The sequence below is a fragment of the Nonomuraea sp. NPDC050404 genome, assembly GCF_040655495.1.
GTDB lineage: Bacteria > Actinomycetota > Actinomycetes > Streptosporangiales > Streptosporangiaceae > Nonomuraea.
On record NZ_JBFAKB010000012.1, the window covers coordinates 330,840 to 353,981 of the forward strand.

General features: G+C 68.5%; 21 protein-coding genes. 10 read left to right on the forward strand and 11 right to left on the reverse strand.

What is annotated here, in order from left to right; genetic code table 11:
• Positions 1-86: 86 nt before the first annotated feature.
• On the reverse strand, positions 87-1,352 hold the full coding sequence (locus AB0I81_RS32590; protein WP_360664244.1) for an RNA-guided endonuclease TnpB family protein: 1,266 nt from the start codon (positions 1,350-1,352) through the stop codon (positions 87-89).
• Positions 1,353-1,457: 105 nt separating this feature from the next.
• On the opposite strand from AB0I81_RS32590, the gene AB0I81_RS32595 reads away from it, so the two are divergent.
• From AB0I81_RS32595 to AB0I81_RS32605, 3 genes are all read left to right on the forward strand, one after another.
• Positions 1,458-2,828, forward strand: coding sequence for a M1 family metallopeptidase (locus tag AB0I81_RS32595; RefSeq protein WP_360664247.1), 1,371 nt, complete (start codon positions 1,458-1,460; stop codon positions 2,826-2,828).
• Positions 2,829-2,897: 69 nt separating this feature from the next.
• Positions 2,898-3,575: a uracil-DNA glycosylase gene (locus tag AB0I81_RS32600; RefSeq protein ID WP_360664250.1), complete on the forward strand. Its 678-nt coding sequence runs from the start codon at positions 2,898-2,900 to the stop codon at positions 3,573-3,575.
• A gap of 10 nt (positions 3,576-3,585) precedes the next feature.
• Positions 3,586-3,909, forward strand: coding sequence for a hypothetical protein (locus tag AB0I81_RS32605; protein ID WP_360664253.1), 324 nt, complete (start codon positions 3,586-3,588; stop codon positions 3,907-3,909).
• 111 nt (positions 3,910-4,020) lie between these two features.
• Here AB0I81_RS32605 and AB0I81_RS32610 read toward each other — a convergent pair whose 3' ends face one another.
• Both AB0I81_RS32610 and AB0I81_RS32615 read right to left on the reverse strand, forming a co-directional pair.
• Positions 4,021-4,221 carry a helix-turn-helix transcriptional regulator gene (locus AB0I81_RS32610; RefSeq protein WP_360664256.1) on the reverse strand — a complete coding sequence of 67 codons (201 nt, stop codon included), beginning with the start codon at positions 4,219-4,221 and terminating at the stop codon, positions 4,021-4,023.
• A complete protein-coding gene (locus AB0I81_RS32615) occupies positions 4,218-4,637 on the reverse strand; it encodes a hypothetical protein (protein ID WP_360664258.1) in 420 nt (139 codons plus the stop codon). Before AB0I81_RS32615 ends, AB0I81_RS32610 begins: the two co-directional genes overlap by 4 nt.
• A gap of 449 nt (positions 4,638-5,086) precedes the next feature.
• Here AB0I81_RS32615 and AB0I81_RS32620 point away from each other — a divergent pair, with 449 nt between their 5' ends.
• A complete protein-coding gene (locus tag AB0I81_RS32620; RefSeq protein WP_360664261.1) occupies positions 5,087-5,377 on the forward strand; it encodes an MTH1187 family thiamine-binding protein in 291 nt (96 codons plus the stop codon).
• A 92-nt stretch (positions 5,378-5,469) separates the two neighbouring features.
• Positions 5,470-5,910, forward strand: a complete 441-nt coding sequence (locus AB0I81_RS32625; RefSeq protein ID WP_360664264.1) for a hypothetical protein — start codon at positions 5,470-5,472, stop codon at positions 5,908-5,910.
• 1,104 nt (positions 5,911-7,014) lie between these two features.
• On the opposite strand, the gene AB0I81_RS32630 is transcribed toward AB0I81_RS32625, so the two are convergent.
• Positions 7,015-7,596, reverse strand: a complete 582-nt coding sequence (locus tag AB0I81_RS32630; protein ID WP_360664267.1) for a hypothetical protein — start codon at positions 7,594-7,596, stop codon at positions 7,015-7,017.
• 405 nt (positions 7,597-8,001) lie between these two features.
• On the opposite strand from AB0I81_RS32630, the gene AB0I81_RS32635 reads away from it, so the two are divergent.
• On the forward strand, positions 8,002-8,982 hold the full coding sequence (locus AB0I81_RS32635) for a hypothetical protein (protein WP_360664270.1): 981 nt from the start codon (positions 8,002-8,004) through the stop codon (positions 8,980-8,982).
• Between the two features lie 391 nt (positions 8,983-9,373).
• On the opposite strand, the gene treZ is transcribed toward AB0I81_RS32635, so the two are convergent.
• From treZ to glgX, 3 genes are all read right to left on the reverse strand, one after another.
• Positions 9,374-11,089 carry a malto-oligosyltrehalose trehalohydrolase gene (gene treZ, locus AB0I81_RS32640; RefSeq protein ID WP_360664273.1) on the reverse strand — a complete coding sequence of 572 codons (1,716 nt, stop codon included), beginning with the start codon at positions 11,087-11,089 and terminating at the stop codon, positions 9,374-9,376.
• Complete coding sequence (gene treY / locus AB0I81_RS32645; protein ID WP_360664276.1) at positions 11,079-14,120, reverse strand: malto-oligosyltrehalose synthase; 3,042 nt, start codon at positions 14,118-14,120, stop codon at positions 11,079-11,081. The genes treZ and treY overlap by 11 nt, the downstream gene beginning before the upstream one ends.
• Before the next feature lie 604 nt (positions 14,121-14,724).
• Entirely contained in the window at positions 14,725-16,818 is a 2,094-nt protein-coding gene (gene glgX, locus AB0I81_RS32650) for a glycogen debranching protein GlgX (RefSeq protein WP_360664279.1), read from the reverse strand.
• Between the two features lie 247 nt (positions 16,819-17,065).
• Between glgX and mscL the strand changes: the two genes are divergently transcribed.
• The 3 genes from mscL to pip are packed head-to-tail and all read left to right on the forward strand — an operon-like array spanning position 17,066 to position 19,124.
• Positions 17,066-17,485: a large conductance mechanosensitive channel protein MscL gene (gene mscL / locus AB0I81_RS32655; RefSeq protein WP_360664282.1), complete on the forward strand. Its 420-nt coding sequence runs from the start codon at positions 17,066-17,068 to the stop codon at positions 17,483-17,485.
• Positions 17,486-17,525: 40 nt separating this feature from the next.
• Positions 17,526-18,101 (forward strand): hypothetical protein, encoded by a 576-nt coding sequence (locus AB0I81_RS32660; RefSeq protein WP_360664285.1) that lies wholly within the window; start codon positions 17,526-17,528, stop codon positions 18,099-18,101.
• 54 nt (positions 18,102-18,155) lie between these two features.
• Positions 18,156-19,124, forward strand: coding sequence for a prolyl aminopeptidase (gene pip, locus AB0I81_RS32665; RefSeq protein ID WP_360664288.1), 969 nt, complete (start codon positions 18,156-18,158; stop codon positions 19,122-19,124).
• On the opposite strand, the gene AB0I81_RS32670 is transcribed toward pip, so the two are convergent.
• Complete coding sequence (locus AB0I81_RS32670; protein WP_360664291.1) at positions 19,055-19,774, reverse strand: phosphatase PAP2 family protein; 720 nt, start codon at positions 19,772-19,774, stop codon at positions 19,055-19,057. The genes pip and AB0I81_RS32670 overlap by 70 nt on opposite strands.
• Before the next feature lie 100 nt (positions 19,775-19,874).
• A complete protein-coding gene (locus AB0I81_RS32675) occupies positions 19,875-20,177 on the reverse strand; it encodes a hypothetical protein (RefSeq protein WP_360664294.1) in 303 nt (100 codons plus the stop codon).
• A 79-nt stretch (positions 20,178-20,256) separates the two neighbouring features.
• On the opposite strand from AB0I81_RS32675, the gene AB0I81_RS32680 reads away from it, so the two are divergent.
• Positions 20,257-21,051: a universal stress protein gene (locus AB0I81_RS32680; protein ID WP_360664297.1), complete on the forward strand. Its 795-nt coding sequence runs from the start codon at positions 20,257-20,259 to the stop codon at positions 21,049-21,051.
• A gap of 9 nt (positions 21,052-21,060) precedes the next feature.
• On the opposite strand, the gene AB0I81_RS32685 is transcribed toward AB0I81_RS32680, so the two are convergent.
• Both AB0I81_RS32685 and AB0I81_RS32690 read right to left on the reverse strand, forming a co-directional pair.
• On the reverse strand, positions 21,061-22,179 hold the full coding sequence (locus tag AB0I81_RS32685) for a glycosyltransferase (protein ID WP_360664300.1): 1,119 nt from the start codon (positions 22,177-22,179) through the stop codon (positions 21,061-21,063).
• Positions 22,176-23,138, reverse strand: coding sequence for a glucosyl-3-phosphoglycerate synthase (locus tag AB0I81_RS32690; protein WP_360664303.1), 963 nt, complete (start codon positions 23,136-23,138; stop codon positions 22,176-22,178). The genes AB0I81_RS32685 and AB0I81_RS32690 overlap by 4 nt, the downstream gene beginning before the upstream one ends.
• Positions 23,139-23,142: the final 4 nt, after the last annotated feature.

The following is a 23,142-nucleotide window of genomic DNA, read 5'->3' on the forward strand; positions in this document are numbered from 1 at the left end:
CCTTGTCCGTGGTGAAGGGCGCCCGCCTTGTGCGGGCGCCCTTCCGTTGTAACAAGGCTTCACCTGCCGTCGATGCTTCTTCTTGACTACTCCCTGCCCTGAAGGACGGGGATTCCAGCCCTCGCGGGCTGGGGTTCCTGCTTCGCCGGCGACCGCACCCCGGGAGACCCGGCATGTCTGACGTCACCTCCACAGGCAGCTGCGGCAAGACCTGCCGCCAGAATGTTCTTGGCGGCGTTGACGTCCCGGTCGTGCCGGGTGCCGCAGGACGGGCACTGCCACGTCCGGGTGCCGAGAGCGAGTTCGGCGAGCAGGTGCCCGCAGGCCGAGCAGGTCTTGCTGGAGGGATACCAGCGGTCGATCACGATCAGGTGGCGGCCATGCCTGGCGGCCTTGTAGGCCAGCAGGGCGCGGAAGGTGCCCCAGCTCGCGTCGGAGATGGCCTTGGACAGTTTGCGGTTGCGAACCATGCCGCGCACGTTGAGGTCTTCGATCACGATGACGTCGTGGTCGCGCATCAGCCGGGCCGAGGTGCGGTGCAGGAAGTCCGCGCGGGACGCCCGGACCTTGCGGTGCGCGCGGGCCACCTTCGCCCTGGCCTTGACCCGGTTGGCCGAGCCGCGCCGGGTGCGGGCCAGGCGCCGCTGGTAGCGGGCCAGGTTGCGCTCCCGTCTGGCCAGGTGACGGGGGTTGGCGATGGTGTCGCCGGTGGAGGTGACGGCGAAGTTCGTGACGCCCAGGTCGATGCCGACCGCCGCGCTGACCGCCGGGCCGGCGGCCGGGCAGGCGGCCGGGCCGGGGTCGGGCGCCGGGCCGGGGTCGGGCGCCGGGCCGGGGTCGGGCGTGTCCACGGCGAGGGAGGCGTACCAGCGGCCGTCCGGGTCGCGGGACACGGTGACGGTGCTCGGGTCGAGGCTGATCGGGTCGGTGCCGGGCCAGGACCACACGAACGCCAGCGGCGCGTCCATCTTGGCCAGCCACAACCGCCCGTCGCGGTAGCGGAACCCCGACCGGGTGTACTCGGCGCTCTGCCGCCCGCCGCGCGCCTTGAAACGCGGATACCGGGCCCGCCGGGCGAAGAAGCCGGTGAAGGCGCTCTGCTGGTGGCGCAGGATCTGCTGCAGCGGCACCGACGACACCTCACCCAGCCACGCCAGCTCATCGGTGGCCTTCATCGCCGTCAGGTAGGCGCTGGCCTCGCTGAAGCTCGTGCTTGCCCGCTCGCTGCGATAGCGCGCCTGCCGCCAGGCCAGCGTCCGGTTCCAGACGAAGCGTACGCAGCCGAACGTGCGGTTCAGCACCGCCGCCTGCGCCGGGGTGGGGTACACCCGGACCTTGTAGGCCGTACGCATGTTCGGATCTTAACAGAGAGAAGTCATCCCATAACAGTCCGGCACCGTTCCGCGGGTTACCTCCCCGTCCCAAGGCGGGAGTATCCACACTCTCAAGGAGACCTGATGAAGCGTCTCGTCGCTCTCACCGCAGCAGCCTTCCTCTCGCTTCCGCTCGCTCCCGCCATCGCCACACCGGCAGGCACCCCCGGCGCCCCGGGCGCCGGGGACCCCTACTTCCCCGGCCAGGGCAACGGCGGTTACGACGCCGCCCGCTACGACCTCACGCTGGACTACGACCCGTCCTCCGGCCGCCTGTCCGGCCTCGCGCGGATCTCCGCCCGCGCCACGCAGGCGCTGAGCCGCTTCAACCTGGACCTCGTCGACACGCTCACCGTGCGGTCCGTGACCGTGGACGGCAGGCGCGCCACGCACGCGCAGAGCGGCTCCGAACTGGTGGTCACGCCCGCCAGAACGCTCCGCCGCGGCCGTGACTTCTCGATCACGGTACGGTACGACGGCCTGCCCGCCCACGTCATCGACCCCGACGGCTCCATGGACGGGTGGATCAAGACCGGCGACGGCGTGTTCAACGCCAACGAGCCCCAGGGCGCGATGACCTGGTACCCCGGCAACCATCACATGACCGACAAGGCCGCCTACCGGTTCACGGTGACGGTGCCGCGCGACCGGGTGGCGGTGGCCAATGGGGACCTGGTGGCCAAGGTGTCGAAGGGCGGGCGGACGACGTACGTCTGGAACTCCCGCGAGCCGATGGCCAGCTACCTGGCCACGGTGTCGATCGGGAGGTTCGACCTCACCGACCGCCGCATCGGCGGGTACCGGGTGACCACGGCCGTCGATCCCACGGTTCAGGCACCTGGCTTCCCCGAGCGGCATCCGCCGGTGCTCGACTTCTTCACCGGGCTCTTCGGGCCGTACCCGTTCTCCTCGACCGGCGGGATCGTGGACAACGCGCCGGAGGTCGGCTACGCGCTGGAGACGCAGACCCGGCCCATCTACCCGAGGGCGCCCAGCGAGTCGCTGCTCGCGCACGAGCTGGCGCACCAGTGGTTCGGCAACTCGGTGACGCCGACGTTGTGGCGCGACATCTGGCTGAACGAGGGCTTCGCCACCTACTCCGAGTGGCTGTGGGCCGACAAGCTCGGGACGCAGACCGTACAGGCCGCCTTCGACGAGGCGTACGCGCGCCCGGCCGAGGACGAGTTCTGGCAGAGCCCGCCCGCCGACCCGGGCGGCCCCGAGAACCTGTTCCACGCGCCCGTCTACGACCGCGGCGCGATGACGCTGCACGCGCTGCGGCTGGAGGTCGGCGACGACGCGTTCTTCGCGATCCTGCGGGCCTGGGCGGGCAGGCACAAGTACGGCAACGCCGACACCGCGGCCTTCGTCGCCCTGTCGGAGCGCGTCTCGGGCGAGCAGCTCGACACGCTCTTCGATGCGTGGCTGTTCAAGCCGGGCAAACCGGCGATGTGATCATTCTGGTACGGCTTGTCCCCGGGTTTGGGCCGCAAGCCGTACCAGACCTGACTAAGCTCAACGGCCATGGCCGGTCGTCCACTTAACGAAGTCGTCGAAGCGGGATGGGCCCGTGCCCTTGAGCCCGTCTCCGAGCAGATCGCCCAGATGGGCGAGTTCCTGCGCAAAGAAATCGCCGAAGGCAGGCAGTACCTGCCCGCGGGAGCGAACGTGCTACGCGCGTTCAGCCAGCCCTTCGACGACGTCAAGGTGCTGATCGTGGGCCAGGATCCCTATCCCACGCCCGGTCACCCCGTCGGGTTGTCGTTCTCGGTGGCCCCGGACGTGCGGCCGCTGCCCGGCAGCCTGGTCAACATCTACAAGGAGATGGAGACCGACCTCGGGCTGCCCCGCCCCGCCAACGGCGACCTGACACCGTGGGCCGACCAGGGCGTACTGCTGCTCAACAGGGTGCTGACCGTGATGCCAGGCAAGCCCGCCTCGCACCGGGGCAAGGGCTGGGAACAGGTCACCGAGCAGGCCATCCGCGCTCTCGTCGGGCGCGGCAAGCCGATGGTGGCGATCCTGTGGGGCCGCGACGCCCGCAACCTGGCGCCCATGCTCGGCAGCATCCCGCGCGTCGAGTCCGCCCACCCCTCCCCGTTGTCGGCGCGCAGCGGCTTCTTCGGCTCGCGGCCGTTCAGCCGGGCCAATGAGCTCCTCGTCCAGCAAGGCGCCGCACCGGTCGAGTGGAAGCTGCCCTAGCATCTTCGCCATGAAGGATGAACCCAACTACCTGCGCCTCACGGTCGAACTGACCGTGGAGGTGCTCGACATGGATGCGCTGCAGGCGGCGGCGCTCGCCGAGATCAGGCACCCCGACGCCGATCTCACCGAAGAGGAGCGTACGGAGCAGGCCGAACTGGTCGCCTCCGACGACAGCGGCGCCTCGGCGCTGCAGTGGTTGATCGAGCCGGACCACGTGCTGCAGCTCGTCGATCACATCAGCGAGATCGAGCCCAGGGAGGCCGTGCTCGGAGTGGAGCCGTCCGAGGGGCCGAGCGAGGAAGATGACGAGGAAGCGCACGACCACGCGTGACGTATGACGTACGGCGGTGGCCACGACGTTCGCCGAACGTCGTGGCTTTTCGCTGCGCGGCTGGCTTTCGCTGTGCTGCCTGCGATCCGCGCTCACTGACGATTTCCTTCTTCATTGATCGTCATCGTCGAGGAAGACCTCTTCGATCTTCAGGTTGAACGCCTTGGCGAGACGGAAGGCGACGGGAAGGCTCGGGTCGAACTTCCCTGTTTCGATGGCGTTGATCGTCTGCCTGGACACACTGATCCGCTGAGCCAGGTCGGCCTGCGTCCAGGCGTGTTCGGCACGAAGTTCCGTGATGCGATTCTTCATCGGTATCTGATCTTGCCGACCATGACGGCGATCACGTAGACGACTCCCATGGACGCGGGGAGGACCGCGATATTCACGTCATAGGCGACGAGATCGGCGGCATCCGCGACCACATAGGCGAATCCACCCACCCATCCCACTCCGAGGGTGATCGCCAGCGCGTCTTGCAGAATCTTCCGCTGCAGTTCGTCCTGCCCTTGGAGGAAGCGCGTGAAAGCGACGATCCATCCGATGCCGGCAAGCAGATTGACGGCGACTGCGGCCCAGCTAGCCAGCGGCTGCCCTGAACCCCACGACAGGTCTGGGCCGAACTTGGCTAAGGCAAGGGTCCCCAGCCAGGCAAGCGTCCAGAGCAGGAGCCGGACGGTTGTTCTGAGCGATTCCCGGTAGTCACCGGTCTGGTTGTGCGCTTGCACGAGTTGCCCCTTTCCGGAGCGTGATGTCAAGTACACTTGACACGGTACGAGGCACCCACACCAATGTCAAGCACACTTGACACCCCGCACCCCCAGCCCGACCACCGGCCCCCACCCGGCCGCCTCCCACCCGCAGGACCGCCACCGCCCGGCAACCTCCACCTGCAGGACCGTCACCGCCCGGCAACGTCCGCTCGGCAACGGCCCACCCACAGGACCGCAACCGCCGGGCAACGTCCACCCGGCAACGTTTGCGCGGCAGCACCGCGACCGCCCCCGGCCACCAAGGCTTGTCAGTCGAGTGGCGCTGCACGACCGGCGGCGAACTGCCCCCTCGACCCCCTGCGCCCTGGACCTCCTGGACCACGCCCCCGCGCGACCCGATCCGATAGGCGCGCTGCCTAAGATCAGAAACCTCTGGTCAACTCGACACGAGAAGAGGTTCTCTGATGATCGTCGCTTTCTCCATCACCCCGCTGGGCGTCGGCGAAGGGGTCGCCGAGCCCGTCGCCCGCGCCGTCAAGGTCGTCCGCGACAGCGGCCTGCCGAACCGAACCGACGCCATGTTCACCACCATCGAGGGCGAATGGGACGAGGTCATGGACGTAATCAAGCGCGCCGTGGACGCCGTGGCCGAGGTCGCACCCCGCGTAAGCCTGGTACTCAAGGCCGACGTACGTCAGGGAGTCACAGACGGCATGACCTCCAAACTGGAATCCCTCGAACGCCACCTTTCCTAACCCTTACACGATATATCTTGACCGCCTCCCGACATCCGACATATCGTGTCGCCCAACAGACGCGATATTACGCGTACCCGGAGGTGAGTTCAATGAAGCACGTCGAGCGCCACCCGGCCCAAACCCTCGACGCCCCAACCCCAGCGCCCCCGAACACCACGGACCCGAACACCACGGACGGCCGTCCCGGCAGCCCGGCTCCCCACGTGGCACTCGACTGGGACGGACAACGCATCTCCACCCTCGACCTGTTCGGCTCCGGGTACGTCCTTATGGCCACCAAACCGGGCGGGCACGCATGGATGGAGGCAGGCCGCCTCGTCAAGGACCGCCTCGGCATCCAGCTCACGCGGTTGCTGGTGAATGACGAACTGCTGGACGTGGACGGGCGCTTCCCAGAGCAGTACGGCGTGCGCGGGGGCGGCGCCGTACTAATCCGGCCAGACGGCTACGTGGCCTGGCGCTCACCAGACTCAGACCCAAACCCAGCAGCAACCCTGGAACACGTCCTCCGCCAACTCCTCAACCACTGACCCCCAACCCTCCTCCCCACCTCATCACCACCCAAGCCCAACCCCAGCCCCGCCCCTCGGCCCAACCCGAATCCAAAGCCCCATCCTCGTGGCCAGGCCGGACCCGTACCCAAAGCGCAATCCTCACCCCCGCCACCTCCTCACCCCAGGCGGCTCCTCACCCCAGCCAGACCCTCACCCCAGGCGGGGTCCCCCCACCCCAGCCGAGCTCCCCACCCCAGCCGGGATCGTCACCCCAGGGGGCCCCTCACCCCGGCCGGGCCCTCACCCCAGGCGGGATCGTCACCCTCCACGCGGTGGTCCTCAACCCCACGCGGTGGTCCTCAGCCCAAGCGCGGCCTTCACCACACGGGATCATCACCCCCGCGCGGGCGTCCTCACCCCACGCGAGCGTCCTCACCCACGCGGACGTCCTCACCCCGAGGCGGGGTCCTCATCCCAGGCTCGATCCCTGGGCCCGAGCGCGATCCCTGGGCCCCGAGCGCGATCCCTGGGCCCGGACGCAATCATTGGTCCCAAGCGACCCATACTGCCCCAGCCGGATCCGTCCGCCAGGCCAGACGCTTCCGCCAGGCCGGATGCCCCCAGAATTCCGCGCTCTAGGGCTGACGGCGCAAAGCCCTCCTACGGAGCCTCCCGCCTTCTCCTCTACGCCCGACCCCTTGCCACAAGCCCAACAGCCGCATTCTCCTACACCTGCCGCGGGACCAGCCACTCCCTCCCGTGCGCCTGCCGCCGGGACGAGTCACATCCCCTCGTGCGCCTGCCGCCGGCACCAGCCACATCCCCCGTGCGCCCCATCACGGGAACCCGAACCAATGCATCCTCAAGTGCCCTCTCGCTCGACCAGCCGCATCTCACAGTGCACTTGTCGCAGGGCCAGCCACCATCTCCCGCACCCGAGGCCCTGGCATACGACCACCAGCGGCCTTCTCTCGCACCCGGGACCGTGATGGCAGGACCAGCCGCCCTTCCTACGCTCCTCCTGGGGTCGCCACCTGCGGCCGCCACTTGCAGTTGCCTCTTGCAGGCGCACACCTGCAGTTGCCACTTACAGTCGCACGCCTGCAGTTGGACGCCTGCAGTTGCTCCCGCAGCTGCGTTTCAGGAAAGCAGTAGTTCCTCTCGCCGGGCGCGCAGCACGTCCCGCAGCCGTTCGAGCTCTCCGCGACGCTCCCCGAGCCTCTCCATGACCCCTTCGACTTCCCCCACACCGGTCCCGGCCGCCACAGTCATGCCCAGCGCCTCAACCTGCCGAACGAACCCGGCCACCGCCCCCTCCCGGTCGCCGTCATCGCCCAGCGCCACAAGCCCGGCCGCCCTGGCACGCTCCCCAGCCGGCAACTCCACTTCCAGCTCGGCCAGCATCCGCCCAATCTCCAACAATTCCGCACCCCGCGGGTCGGCCGACCCGGTCAGGCGACGCTCCTCACGTACAAGCAGTTCCTCGTAAAGCTCCCGCGCCGGCCCCACCTCGGCCAGTTCCCGCTCCACCCTCGCCAATCCGATCGTGTAGGCCCCCAGCCTGGCCTCCGCCACAGCCTCGCGCTCCTGATCCCACACCCCGGCGGCGTCGAGTTCCTGCCGCATCTCCCGCATCAGCCCAGTGATCGCCGTGCGGCTCTCGGTCAGCTCATCCCAGCGCCGCGCCCGCCGACGCGCCGTGCGCAGATCTTCGTCGATCATCTCAAACGGGATCACGTCACTTTGACGGCGGTACGTCCCCATTCGGTTCAGGACGACCTTGGACTTTTCCCACCAAATCAGTCCAGACCAACCCAACCCTTCCCAAACGCTGCCCCTCACCAGCCCTCACATGGTTTTCCACAGACCCTCCCCTTCCCACGAGCGCCATCCACAGAATCCCGTTCTAGCCCTCCGCCCCCACCACCCATCAACGATCCTGAGTGCCTCCCGCCCGACCCCAACCTCTAGCCCCACCACCACCCCGACCGACGTGACCCGACCGACGTGACCCCGACCCACCCAACCCAACCAACGTGACCCCGACCCGCCCAACCCGACCGACCGCATCAACCTGACCCAGCCGACCGACCCGAGCCCGATCCGACCCGCATGGAGGCCATCACCATGAAGATCACTCTCCCGCTGCCCGGCACCATGACTTCCTTGTTCGTCATCGCCATGGAGCAAGTGCCGTTCGATGTGGAGTCATTCGTACCCTGGCGCATCACCGGCCCGTACAAGAGGACCGCGATCAGCTCAGCAGCCAACGGCATGCTGGCGGTGACCCACTACACGACCCCATGGAAGCCGGCCGGAGTCAGCCTCTCGGACGACGAAAGACGCCGTCTACGCCGTACGAAACACCATGTCGTGGTGTCCTCCACCGCACCCCCGCACAAGCTCCCGTCGGTCATTCAGGCGGCCCGCGCCGCAGCCAGGGCCCTGACCAGGGAGTGCGACGGCCTGCTGATAGACCCGTTGATCGGCTCGGCCATCCTCACATGCGGCAGATGCGCCGGCGAGCCCACGCTGTTCCACCTCGACGACGACTGGCTGTCCTGGGACGTCCAGGTCCACGACGCCGCCACCTGCCCACCCTGGAACCCCGCCGACCTGGGGGTGTGCGACTGCCTGCGTGTCACGTCCCGGGGCCTGCGCCGCTTCGCTCTCCCAGAGATCACCTTGGACGGCGCCGCCTGCGCCCACAACCTGTGCGCGACCAACCTCCTGCGCACAGTGGCCAACCGCTTGCTGACGGACCACCTCGCCTACATCACCACCCACCCGGAGGCCACGAACCGCAAGATCGACGATTTCCTCCTGATCCAGCCTTCAGACCAGCCGGACGGCGGCCTCCCGTTCGGCGTCGGGCTCACGCCGTACGACACAGAAATGGGAGAACTGGGCCGCACCGGCAGCATCCGCCGCCTGAAGATCGGACCAACCCCCGGCACCGGCCAGGTCACCTGCCTCAAGGTCGGCCCACCGCCGGGCTTCACCGGCTCGCTGAACGACTGGCTCTGCGCCACGCAGGCCTCCCCGAACACCACCCTGACCTCGGTCGACTTCCGCCCACCCGACCTCGCCCAAGTCCTGGCCGCCTAACCCGCAACGCCCAACCCCACACCCGCCAACCCCGCACCCGCCAGACGCGCACCCACACCGACCCCACGCCCCCGCACCCCCGCCACACGTGTACCCACACCCACCGAACGTGTACGCACGCCGACCCTCACTCCCACCGGGCGCATCCTGTCCCGACCCCACATCCGCCAGACGCATCCCCCGCGCTCACCAGACGTGGTCTCGCACTCGCCAGACGCATCCCCGCACCGACCTAAAACCACCAACCCCAAAAAGACGCTCATCCCGAAAGGAATGCCGCCTCAGTGAACCCGTCCGTCCACGCGATGCAGACGCGACGAAAGCCTCGATCCCAAGTAGCGCCCAAGCCCGAAAGAGGCTTACTGCCAGGCGAAGGATCGACCAACCGGATTCAGCGGGAAGCGGGGCGGCTGATGACCATGGACTGGCCGGGCAACCTCAACCCTTCCTCGTCCGCCACCACCGGCTCGTCGGAGGCCAGCAACACCGTTCCGGGCGAGAGCGGCAGCGTCACCGACTCCTGCGAGAAGTTCACCGTCACCGCCAGTTCCCCCCGCCACACCAGCAGCCACTTGCCCAGCGGATCCATCTCCACCCGGACCCGGTCCAGCCGTGGGTCCGACAGTTCGGGCAGGGCCTTACGCAGGGCGATCAGGTCGCGATACCAGCACAGCAGCGACCAGTGCGCCTCCTCCTTCACCTCGCTCCAGTCCAGCTTCGACCGCAGGAACGACTCCTCGTCCGAAGGATCGGGCGCCTCCCACACGTACCCGAACCCATCGAACTCCCGCTCCCTCCGCACTCCCTCGGTATCGCGGAGTTCCGGCTCCACGTGATCGGAGAAGAACAGGAACGGCGTACGTGCCCCCCACTCTTCGCCCATGAACAGCATGGGCGTGAACGGCGAGGTCAGGAGCAGTCCCGCGCCGAGTTTGAGCGCCTGGAGAGACAGCCGGTCGCCGGCGGGCCGGTTGCCGATCTGGTCGTGGTTCTGCAGGCAGGCCACCAGCCGATGCCCCGGTACGCCCGCGAAGGAGCGCCCGTGCGCACGGGCGCGGAAGCTGGAGTAGGTCCCGTCGTGCATGACTCCGTGCGTCAGCACCTTGGCCAGGGCCGAGAGCTGGGCGAAGTCCTGGTAGTAGCCGTGGCTCTCGCCGCTGACGGCGCAGTGCAGAGCATGGTGTACGTCGTCGTCCCACTGCGCGGTCATGCCCAGCCCGCCGGCTTCGAGCGGCTGCACCATGCGCGGATCGTTGAGGTCGGACTCGGCGATCAGCGACAGCGGCCGGCCGACGAAGCAGGACAGCGCGTCCACCTCTTCCGACAGCGCGGCCAGCAGGTGCGTGGCGCGCTTGTCGTGCAGCGCGTGCACGGCATCCAGCCGCAGCCCGTCGATGTGGAAGTCGCGCAGCCACTGCAGCGCGTTCCCGATGAAGTAGCGCCGCACCTCATCGGACTCCGGCCCGTCCAGATTGACCGCTTCACCCCAGTAACTGCCATCGAATCCAGAAAAGTACGGGCCGAACGGCCGCAGGAAGTTCCCGGAAGGACCGAGATGGTTGTAGACCACGTCCAGGATGACCCCGATCCCGGCCCGGTGGCAGGCGTCCACGAACGACTTGAGCCCGTCGGGGCCACCGTACGTCTCGTTCACGGCGTAGAGGTCCACGCCGTCGTAGCCCCAGTTCCGCCCGCCCGGCACCGGCGCGACCGGCATGATCTCCACGAAGTCCACGCAGAGCTCGACCAGATGGGGCAACTTCTCGATGGCCGACGAGAACGTCCCCTCAGGGGTGAACGTTCCGATGTGCAGCTCGTAGATCACGCCCCCGCGCAGGTCACGGCCCTTCCAGTCATGGTCGGACCAGGTGAAGCGGGCGTGCTCGTACACCGCGCTCTGCCCGAAGATCCCCTCCGGCTGCCGCCGGGAGCGCGGATCGGGGTACGGCCCGTCGCCGTCCACCACGAAGGCGTACCGAGTGCCGTGCCCGGCACCCTCCACCTCCGCCGACCACCAGCCCCCTTCCCCGAGCGACATCACCCGGCGCCCATCCAGGACGTCCACTTCTACCGCCGTGGCCTTCGGTGCCCAGACCTTAAAGATCATGTCTCTCCAGGAGTGAGACCGGATACTGACCGAGCAGGTGCGCGAGCGGAATCCGCCCGGTGTACAGGCCGCCTGTGAGCAGGTCCCGCCAGGTGCCCGGGGGCAGCGTCAGTGTGGTGGTACCCCATCCCCCCGCCGCAGCCAGGCGTACAGGAAGCCGGGTCGCAACCACGACGGCCCGCACCCGAACCCCAGCATCGACCCCCGCCCACGCCCGCTCCCCGGCAACAGCACTCCCCGATTCCCGACCCCGCCCCGCGTCCTCACCATCGCCACGCGCCCGCAGCGCCTGCACGCCCCCATCGACGGCATCGCCAAGCCCCGACGCACCACAATCTTCGGCACCGCCATGCGCGTATCCATCACCGCCCGCCTCAGCTCCATGCGCGTGGACAACGCTGCCCGCCGCAGCGCCATGCGCGTATTTATCGCCGCCCGCCACAGCGCCATGCGCGTGGACATTGCCGCCCGCCGCAGCACCATGCCGGTGGACATCGCCGTCCATCACAGCGCCATGCCCGTGGACGCCACCGCCCGAAGCAGCAACACGTGTTCGGGCAGCACTATCCACGGCAGTATGCGTGTGGGCACCGCCACTTATCCCAGTGGCATGCGTGTGGGAGCCGACGACCGTCGCGGCGGCCCGGATCCGGGCATCGGATGACGCCTCCAGGGTCAGCGCGAGGCCACCTCCCGCTGCAACTCCCGGTCCGGCATCACCCTGAACGTCGGCATCCAGGCCGGCCACGCCAGCATGCGCCCCAGTTCCACTCTCCGTCCCGGTGTGCACTGCGGAGCTATCCTCCGTCCCAAGGCGCACCGCGGAACCATCCTCCCCAGGACGTACTGCAGAGCCATCCGCCGCCCCAGGACGCACCGCGAAATCACCCTCCTTCCCAGGACCAGGACGTACCGCGGAGCCAACCTCCGCCCCAGGACGAACTGCGGAGTCACCCTCCGCCCCGGGGCGACGTCCTGGGATGGCCTCTCCGCTGAGGGCCGGGGCGGTCTCGTTTTCTGTGGCGGTGTGGGGCCAGCTGGTGGTGGTTTCGGTGGGGTGGGGGTGGTCGGTGGGGGTGGCGGTGCTGCGGGCGAAGGCGATTACGTGGTCTGCGTGTTCGCCCTCGGCCCACAGCGGCAGGTACGGGCCCGCGCCCTCGAGTCGTCGGCGCAGTCGCAGTGCCTGAGTGGTGAGCAGGAGTTTGGCGGAGTCCCACGGGGTCTCGGGCTTGCTGGGGTAGGTCACCGGCCGTCGGTTGTCCGGGTCGACCAGGGAGAAGTCGGTGGTTTCGTTGCCCTGGTACACGTCGGGCACCCCCGGCATCATGAGCTGTACCAGCTTGGCCCCCAGGGAGTTGGACATGGCGTAAGGGTCGATGCGTTCGGTGAAGCCGCCGACCGGCAGGCGTACGGCGGCCTCGGCGAAGGCGCGCAGGCGTCGTTCGTAGGCGGGGTCCGGGTTGAGCCAGGAGATGGCGGTCTTGGCCTCTCGGGCGGCCTTGAGCAGGTAGTCGGTGAAGCGTTCGGCGGAGATCGGCCAGGCGGCCATGAGGTTCTGCCAGGCCAGGTAGTCGAGGTGCGGGTCGAAGCTCACCTGCGCCGACCACTCGGCCACGGCCGCCGCCCACTCCCCCGGCATCTCCGACAACACCGACAGCCGGGCCCGTACGTCCTCTGAGCGTTTGGTGTCGTGGGTGGACAGGGTGGTCATCGCGTACGGCGGCATCGTCGCGCAGAAGTCGTGGAAGTCCTCGACCGGCAACCCGAACGCGTCCGGCTCGCCGCCCACCTCGTTCAGGCAGGCCAGCGGGAACCACCGGTAGAGCGCCGTGTCCTCCACGCCCTTGGCCATGACCGGCCCGCACAACTGCTGGAAGCGGATGATCGACTCGGCGGAGCCGTGCAGGACCTCGCGGACCAGCGGCTGTACGGCGGGTGAGCAGGACTCGGCGGCCAGTTCGACGATCTCGGCCGACTCGGGCGGCGGCGGTTGCCCCGGCACCACGTACGCGCGGTAGACCGGCATCGCGGCGAGCAGTTCGCGTACGGCGGCGGGGTCGCAGGAGGCGCAGGTGGCCAGGCGGTTCACCTCGGCGCCGAAGAACAGGTCGAGTACCTCGTGCTTGGCCTGGGCCATGACCTGCCGGTACTCGGTCGGCTGCCCCGTCATTTCGGTGAAAGTCTTGATCAGAGGTGATTTGCCCGCAGGATCGACGAACAGGCCGTTGACCCGGTTGAGCACGTCGTAGCCGGTGGTGCCGTCGCACGGCCAGTCGCCGGGTAGTTGTTCGGGGCCGATGAGGATCTTCTCGACGACCGTCCACGCGCTGCCCACCCGGTTACGCAGCCGTTCGAGGTAGCGGCGCGGGTCGGCCAGCCCGTCGGGGTGATCGACGCGCAGCCCGTCCACCAGCCCCTCATCGAGCAGCCAGAAGATCACCTCGTGCGTGGCGAACAGCACGGACGGGTCCTCCACGCGCAGCCCGATCAGCGTCGACACGTCGAAGAAGCGCCGGTATCCGGGCCCCTCGCGCCAGTCGACCAGCCGATAGTGGCCCGGATGGGGAAAGGTGTGCTCGTAGTAGCGCAGCACGTCGCCGTCCACGACCGGCGGCGTGTCGTCGCCGAGCACGGGCAGCGCGACCTTCCCGTCCACCCAATCGATGTCGAACCAGTGCGCGTACGGCGAGCCGGGCCCGTCCTTCAGCACCGACCAGAACTGGGCGTTCACCGTGTTCATGTGGTTCGGCACGATATCCACCACGATGCCCAGGTCCTGGGCCGCCAACTGCTGCGCCATCTCCCTGAAGCCCGTGGCGCCGCCGAACTCCTCCCTGATCCTGGAGTGGTCGGTGACGTCGTAGCCGTGCTGCGACTCGGGCGTGGCCTGGAGGATGGGTGAGAGGTAGACGTGGCTCACCCCGAGGTCGCGCAGATATCCGGCGATCTCGGCAACCTGGGCGAACCCGAAGTCGGGGGTGAGTTGCACGCGGTACGTGGAGATGGGCCGCAGCACGGGGCCGGACGCCACAGCACCCCCGTACGGACGACCGGGCCCAAGGGATCGGTGGTACGGGCTCGGCCGGGATGACCCTCCATGCCCATACCGACCAGATCCGGAGGAACCGCCCTGCGGATCGGCCCCAGCAGACCGACCATGCGGACCAGATTCCGAGGAACCGCCCTGCGGATCGGCCCCAGCAGACCGACCATGCGGACCAGATTCCGAGGAACCGCCCTGCGGATCGGCCGCAAAGGAGCCTTCTGGCCGTCGGCCGGAGGAGGCACCGGTTGGATCGGCTGTCGTGGAATTGCTGAACGGAGCGGCCTTGGAGGCAGAGTTGCTGGGCGGAGCGGGGCCGGAGACGGGGCCGCTGGGTGGGGCAGGGCTGAAGGAGCGGCCGGAAGTAGCGGGGTGACCGGGAGCGTAGGAGCGGTCGAGGGCGGAGGAGTGGTCGGGGGCGGAGCCGCTGGAAGATGCTGGCCCAAGGGAGTAGCCGGCGCCGCTGGATGGCGTGGAGCTGGAGGAGTGGCCGGCGTCAGCGAGATGGCCGGAGACGGAGGAGCGGCCAGAGACAGCGGCATGGTCGGGGGTGGAGGGGCTGGTGGGGGTGGCGGGGTGGGGGTCGGGGGGGCTAGACACGGCGCAGCACCCGCACGCTGCGGCCCGGCACCGCGATCGCATCGCCCGCCTTGACCATCCGGGCGTCCAGCCTGATAGGCATCGCCGTGTCGATCTCGGTGTGCCACATCTCGCCATAATCCTTGGGGATCGTGAACTTGATCGTGTCGTAGTGGGCGTTGAACAGCAGCAGGAACGAGTCGTCCCTGATCGGCCGCCCCCGCCGATCCGGCTCGGTGATCGCGTCACCGTTGAGAAAGACGGCCAGCGACTTCGCGTACCCGACATTCCAGTCGCCGTCGTTCATCTCCTCCCCGGACGGGGTGAGCCACGCGACGTCGCGCAACCCCCGTACCGGCTTGCCGTAGAAGAATCTTCGCCGCCGGAAGACGGGATGTCGTTTGCGCAGCTCAGCCAGGCTCTGGGTGAACTCCAGCAACAACCAGTTCTCCCGCACGTCCGACCAGTCCACCCAGGTCAGGTCGTTGTCCTGGCAGTAGCCGTTGTTGTTGCCCCGCTGGCTGCGCCCCAGCTCGTCCCCGTGCGAGAGCATCGGCACGCCCTGCGACAGGAACAACGTGGTCAGGAAGTTGCGTTTCTGCTGCTCGCGCAGCGACTCGATGTTGATGCCCGCCGGCCCCTCCTCGCCGCAGTTCCAGGACCGGTTGTCGTCGGTGCCGTCGCGGTTGCCCTCCTTGTTGGCCTCGTTGTGCTTGTGGTCGTACGAGACCAGGTCCTGCAGGGTGAAGCCGTCGTGGCAGGTCACGAAGTTGATCGAGGCGGCGGGGCGGCGGCTGTCGTCCTTGTACAGGTCGCTCGACCCCGTGAACCGCGAGCCGAACTCCGGCAGCGTGGCCGCCTGCCCCCGCCACAGGTCGCGGATCGTGTCGCGGTAACGCCCGTTCCACTCCGTCCACCGGGACGGGAAGTTGCCCACCTGGTACCCGCCGGGACCCACGTCCCACGGCTCGGCGATGAGCTTGACCTGCGACAACACCGGGTCCTGCTGCACCAGGTCGAAGAACGCGCTCAGCCGGTCCACCTCGTGCAGCTCCCGCGCCAGCGTCGAGGCCAGGTCGAAGCGGAAGCCGTCCACGTGCATCTCGATGACCCAGTACCGGAGCGAGTCCATGATCATCTGCAGCACGTGCGGGGAACGCATGAGCAGGCTGTTGCCCGTGCCCGTGGTGTCCACGTAGTACCGTTTGTCGTTCTCGACGAGCCGGTAGTAGTTGATGTTGTCGATCCCCCGGAACCCGAGCGTGGGCCCCAGGTGGTTGCCTTCGGCCGTGTGGTTGTAGACGACGTCGAGGATGACCTCGATGCCCGCCTCGTGCAGCGAGCGCACCATCGCCTTGAACTCCAGCACCTGCCCGCCCCGCTGCCCCTGGCTGGAGTAGCGGTTGTGCGGCGCGAAGAACCCGATCGAGTTGTAGCCCCAGTAGTTGGACAGCCCGCGCTGCTCCAGGATGTGATCGGTGACGAACTGGTGCACCGGCATCAGCTCCAGCGCCGTCACGCCGAGCCTGGTGAGATGGTCGAGGATCTCGGGGTGGCCGAGCGCCGCGTACGTACCGCGCAGGTGCTTGGGGATCTTGGGGTGGCTGATGGTCAGCCCCCGCACGTGCGCCTCGTAGATCACGGTGTCGTGGTACGGGGTCGCGGGCGGCCGGTCGTGCCCCCAGCCGAAGAACGGGTTGATCACCACCGAGCGCGGCACGTACGAGGCCGAGTCGCGGTCGTTCCTGATGTCCGGCGAGCCGAAGCGGTAGCCGTAGACCGCCTCGTTCCAGTTCACACCACCCTCGATGGCCATCGCGTACGGGTCGAGCAGCAGCTTGTTGGGGTTGCACCGCAGCCCGTGCGCCGGATCGTAGGGCCCGCTCACGCGGTAGCCGTAACGCTGCCCAGGCCCGATCCCCGGCAGGTAGCCGTGCCAGATGAACCCGTCCACCTCGGGCAGCAGCACCCGCGACTCGACGTTGTCCTCATCGAACAGGCACAGCTCGACCTGGTCGGCGACCTCGGTGTAGAGCGAGAAGTTGGTTCCGGCGCCGTCATAGGTGGCCCCGAGTGGATAGGGGTCTCCCGGCCAGATCTCGATCATCGAGGCTCCCTTGCGGTCTCTCCCCATGTTCCGTTCCCCCGCTCCCCCCGACAACCCCGGGCCCCGCTGATCACCTTGTTCCTTCCCACACTCGGCATGTAGTTACTCCGTCCAAGGTCAGAGGGGGTGAACCAGACTTCGAGGCCGGGCGGGCCGCCCCCGACGGCGCGGTATCGAGGGCGACCCACGCACACAGCATGCGCTCTACCCCGTTTGCCGTCGCTATTACGGGCTACTTGCGGGTGTCATGGGCGGATTCAAGCAATTCATTTTGCGCGGCAACATCGTCGAGCTGGCGATCGCGGTGATCGTCGGCGCCACCTTCAGCGGCCTCGTACAGGCCCTCGTCCGCGACCTGATCACCCCGCTGATCGGCGCGGTGACCGGCGGCCGGCAGCCGAACTTCGCGCAGTACTCCTTCACGATCAACGGCAGCCGATTCATGTACGGGGACTTCCTCAATCACCTGCTCAGCTTCCTGATCATGGCGGCCATCATCTACTGGCTGGTCGTGGCGCCGATGACCCGGCTGATCAGCCTGCTCGACCGGAACAAGTCGGCCACGACCAAGCAGTGCCCCGAATGCCTGTCCGACATTCCCACCGAGGCCCGCCGCTGCGCGAACTGCACCGCCCAGCTGGTGCCGGATTCGGAAAAACCCAGCTAGGGGTGCGCGGCGCACGGCGCCGGTCAGTCAAGATGGACCGATGAGCGTTGAGTTGATGGTCTGGGACGAGCCGGTGCCGATCAGCAGGGACCAGGCGCGCGCGACGTACCTGGCGGTCAAGCGGAACCCGCCCGGCGCGGAGGGCACGGTCCCCGACGTCGCCAAGGAGTTGCCCGGCGAAGTCACGATCTACCAGGGGCACGTGCTGGTGACGATGGACCTGGACACGATGGACGAGATGTCGGCGCAGGTGTTCACGGTCGCGCGGGCGCACGGCCTCGTCTGCTACGACCCCCAGCGGGACCTCGTGCACAACGTGGCTCCGCTGGGAGTGTATGAGGGCATGCAGTTGCACACCGGTGACGGGATGCTCGTCCACGATCCCGACCTGGGGCTGGTACGTGACGTGCTGGGCACGATGTCGGCGCAGAACCCGTTCGTGGCGCTGGTGAACTTCGGGCAGCACTTCCTGCAAGTCTCGCCGGGATTCGAGCTGGAGTACAAGGAGGGCACGCTGGTCCGCGCGATGGTGACGGAGCTGGAGGAGGTACGGCAGGCGTTCAACGAGTACGCGACGGGCGATCGCTCGTTCCTCAACCGTTACGCCTGGTCCTGAGAAACGGCCCCGGTATTTCGATTCGCGCCCCTGGATGCGGCAGGATCAGGGCGTATGAGGACTCTGTACCCGCCCATTGAACCGTACGACTCCGGCCTGCTCGACGTCGGCGACGGCAACCAGATCTACTACGAGGTCTGCGGCAACCCCAATGGCAAGCCCGCCGTCATGCTGCACGGCGGCCCGGGAGGCGGGTGCAGCGCCAAGCACCGCAGTCAGTGGAATCCCGCCCTGTACCGCATCGTGCTGTTCGACCAGCGCAACTGTGGCCGGAGCCTGCCGCACGCCTCCGACCCGGCCACCGACCTGAGCTCCAACACCACATGGAATCTGGTGGCCGACCTGGAACGGCTGCGCGAGCACCTGGGCATCGACAGGTGGCAGGTGTTCGGCGGGTCGTGGGGCAGCTCGCTGGCGCTGGCGTACGCGCAGACCCACCCCGACAGGACGAGCGAGCTGATCCTGCGCGGGATCTTCACCCTGCGCCCGGAGGAACTGCGCTGGTTCTACCAGGAGGGCACCAGCCGACTGTTCCCCGACCTGTGGGAACGGTTCGTCGCCCCGATCCCCGAGGAGGAGCGGGACGACCTGATCGCCGCCTTCGGCAGGAGGCTGGAGGGGCAGGACGGCGAGGCCAGGCTGGCGGCGGCCAAGGCGTGGTCGCAGTGGGAGGGTGGCACGGTCACGCTGCTGCCCGATCCGGCGCTGGTGGAGGAGTTCGGCGAGGACAAGATGGCCGTCGCCTTCGCCAGGATCGAGAACCACTACTTCCGCCACGGCGGCTTCTTCGACCCCGCCGACCAGCTCATCAGGAACGTGGACCAGATCCGGCACATCCCGGCCGTGATTGTCCAGGGCCGCTATGACGTCTGTACGCCCATGGCCACGGCCTGGGACCTGCACCAGGCGTGGCCGGAGGCCGAGTTCCTCGTGGTGGACGACGCCGGGCACGCCTACTCGGAGCCCGGCGTCCTGGACCGGCTCGTCGAGGCAACAGACCGCTGGGGCAGCTCCACGCCATAAGGCTCCATCCCATAAGGCTCCATCCCGTAAGGCTGCGCCATTTGAGGAACGGGGGCCGGTCGCGGGGCGGACGGGACGCGTACCACCGGATCCGCCGCGTGAACGGCACCGGTCAGCCGGGCGCGCACCAGACGCACCGCAGGAGTGACCGCCCCCACCATCAGCAACGCGAGCAGCGGCGCCAGCGTAGCCCCCAGCGCGAACCCCACCGCCACGTCGTGCGGATAGTGCACCCCGACGAACACCCGCGAGAACGCCATGAGCGCCGCCAGCGGGAACACCACCCACGCCAGCGAACGCCACACCAGCACGAGAGTGGCCGCCGCGCCCGCCGCGATCACGGAGTGGTTGCTGGGAAAGGACCAGTCGGCCAGGGGCGGGCAGGCGGCGATCGTCGTCACCCCGCCCCGGCACGGCCGATCCTCCTGAACGAGCAGCTTGACGATCTCGCTGAACACGTACGTCAGCACGATCCCGGCCGGCCCCGCGATCACGAGCGCCAGGTCACGCGCCGGTGCCCGCCACGCCCGCAACGCGGCCACCACGAAGAGCGCCGCGAACACGAACAACCCGGCGTCCGTGCCCACCTCGGCGAAGGTGTGCAGCCACGCGGGCGTGGATAGGGCGAAGTCGACGATGTCCTGGTACACACGTGTCCAATCCGTGAACGATCAATGGACACGACTTTACGAACTGGACGCGTCAACCGCCTCCAACTATCGGCCGAAACTCCCGGAAAAACCGAAACTCTCAGGACAGGAACTGCCGCGCCAGCGCGGACTGCTTCATCTCCAGCTCGGCCCGGGTGATCAACCCTCGGTCGAACGCCTCGACGGTCGCGTCACGCTCGGCGACGTAGTACGCGGCCATGATCTCGCTCCGCAGCGGCGTGAACCCACGCTGCACACAGTCGGAGAAGACGGTGACCTTCTGCTCCAGGGCGTCCACGCCCACGGTGCAGGCCAGGTCCCGATCCTTCAGCTGCTGAACCGCTTCACGAAGCGTGACGGCTCCGGCGGACCCGTTGAAACGGGTATCAAGAGTGATCTTCACTTTTTTTGCGCCTCCGGACGTTTACAACGTTCGGATCAAGACCGCGTATTCCCAGTTCAGAGCGGGTAAGAGGGCATTTGTGATCGGTGCTCACGTGGTCGTCGGGTACGCGAACGACTCAGGCGGTCGTGACGCGCTGGCCCTCGGTGCCGCGATCACCCGCGTCACCGCCGGCGAGCTCACGATCGCCACGATCTACCCGCCGGGCAGCCCGGGGCTGGCGGTCGAGGCGCAGGCCAACCTGGCGCACGCGGCCGAGGAGCTGTACCCGATCCCGGCCGAGTTCCTCACCTTCGAGAGCAGGGGCACGGGACGCGGCCTGACGGTGCTGGCCAGCAGGATCAGGGCCGACCTGATCGTGATCGGCTCGGCGGCCGGCGGGCAGCACGGCCGCATCGCGATCGGCACCGCCGCCGACCACCTGCTCCACCTGTCCTCTGAGGCGGTCATGCTGGCGCCGGCCGACTACGTGCCGCCCGCCGAGCCCGACCGCCTCACGCTGGCCTACGTGCACCGGCCGCAGTGCGACGCGGCGGTCGAGCAGGTGGCGCAGGCCGCGCTGCGACTCGGCGTACCGCTCCGCCTGATCACGCTCGACCTGCGCACAGAGGACCAGAGCCTGCTGCGCGACGATCTCGCGCTGGCCGTCCGGCTGGCGTGGGAGACGACCGGGATCGAGGCGGATTCGGAGGTCGCCGAGGGCTATGACGTGGCGACCGCGCTACGGGACGTCGAGTGGCTGCCCGGCGAACTGCTGGTGTGCGCGGCCAGCGAGGACGCCCAGCCACACCGCGTCTTCCTCGGCGAACTGTCCATGAAGGTCCTACGAGCCTCCACCTGCCCGGTCACCGTCCTGCCCCGCGCGTTCTCCTGAACGCCAGGCTCATCGACCGCGCGTGACCTTCTCGTACAGTTCCAGGTAGCGGTCGGCCATCACCGATGGTGAGAAGCGGCGGCGGGCTTCGCGGCGGCATTCCTCCGGGTCGAGTTCGTCCACCCGCAGCACCCACTCCGCCAGTTCCTCCTCCGTGTCGGCCAGGAAGCCGGTGCGGCCGTGGTCGATGATCTCCGGCAGGCAGCCCCGCCGCAGCCCCACCGGCGGCACCCCCAGCGCCAGCGCCTCCACCACGGCCGTGCCCCCCGGCTCGTCCCACTGGATCGGGAACAGGGCCGCGCGGGCCGAGGCGTACAGGTGGTCCCGTTCCTGGCCGCCCACCGAACCGACCCATCTGACCAGCTCCCCGTCGAGGTAGCTGGACACCTGGTCGAGGTGGTAGCGCACGTCGGGGTGGCTGTGCAGCGGGTGGTAGGGGTCCTGGGCGACGACGTCCAGCTCGGCGGCGTTGTTGTGGCCGCTCACCGGGCCCGCCAGCACCAGCGGCAGGCCGAGCTTCTGGCAGATCCTGGCGGCCACGTGCTGGCCCTTGAGCCCGCAGATGCGGCCCATCACCACCAGGTGCTGGCCCCGTTCGACGCGCAGGTCCGCGTCCGCGAGCGGGGTGGCCAGGTGGATGGAGCCGAGCGAGGCGGCGCGCAGGGACGCGGGGGCGCGGGCGATCTGGGAGGCCGAGACGCCGTTGACGGCGATCGACGGCGGGAAGTCGCCGTAGAAGGCCGGATGTTTGTGCAGGTCCCAGTGGAGGGTGTGCAGGACGGGCGGGCCACCGTACGCCGACAGCACCGCCGGGCCGACCACCTCCACATGATCGTGGACGAGGTCGATGTCGTCGCGCCGGCGCAGTTCGCTCACCACCCTGGCCAGGTGCGCGTGGGTGATGCCCATGACCTGGTTGTACGGCTTCTGCAACTCGGCGAACTGCCCCTCGTCGTACGTGCTGATCAGCTCGTCCACCGCCAGCGTGCTGGAGCCGACCGAGGCCAGCACCACGCTCACCCCGCGCTCGCGCAGCGCCGGGACCAGGGTGGCCACCACGTTCTCGATCCCGCCATAGCCGGCGGGCGGGACCTCAAGCCACGGCCCCGCGTTCACCAGGACTTTCATGCCACATCCTCCTCAAGCACGAGGGAGACGAGCGGAGGTCGCTCCGCCACCGCCACGTCCACCAGGCCCGCCTGGCCTTCGAGTCCGAACTGCAGCAGCGTGTGCGCCGGGGGTTCCGACGCCAGCACGCGGCCCTGGCGCTCCAGGCGTGACCAGGCGGTGAACATGATCTGCCCGGCCATGCGGCCGAGCGCGGTCATCGACTGGTGGGTGTGCGTGCGGTGCCCCAGGTCCACCTGGGCCATCGCGTCCAGGCCGACGAGCTGGAGCAGGTCCACCAGGAGTCCGAACTCCACGCCGTACTCGGTGACGAAGGGCACCCGTTCGAGCACTTCGCGCCGTGCGGCGTACTCACCGCCGAGCGGCTGGGCGAAACCCGCCAGTTCCGGCCAGAACATGTTGAGCAGCGGCCTGGCCACCAGCTCGGTCACGCGTCCGCCGCCGCCCCGCTGGGCGATGCCGTCCGAGCCGATGTACGGCCGCTCGTAGGTTGCCTTGACGAAATGGGTGTCGCCGTCCACAAGAAGCGGACCGACCAGTCCCGACACATAGTGCGGGCCGAAACTGCGCAGGTCCGCGTCGACGAAGACAATGATGTCCCCCTTGGAGGCGGCCACCCCCTTCCACAGCGCCTCTCCCTTGCCCGTAAGGGGCGGCAGGTGGGAGAGCACCTCGTTCTGTGCCACCACGCGGGCGCCGGCCTCACGGGCCCGCTGCGCGGTGGCGTCGGTGGAGTTGGAATCGACGACGAGGATCTCATCGACGAGTGGTACGCGCTCGACAAGGTCACGGCGGATGACCGAGACGATGTCACCCACCGTCTCCTGCTCGTCACGTGCCGGCAGGACCACGCTGATCGTGGTCTCTCCCTTGGCCATCATTAAGGCGTCCACCGGCCACTCGGCTGCGGTGCTGGAGTGCGGACCGTACCACTCCTGGACCCTGGCCAAGGCTCGCATCTCT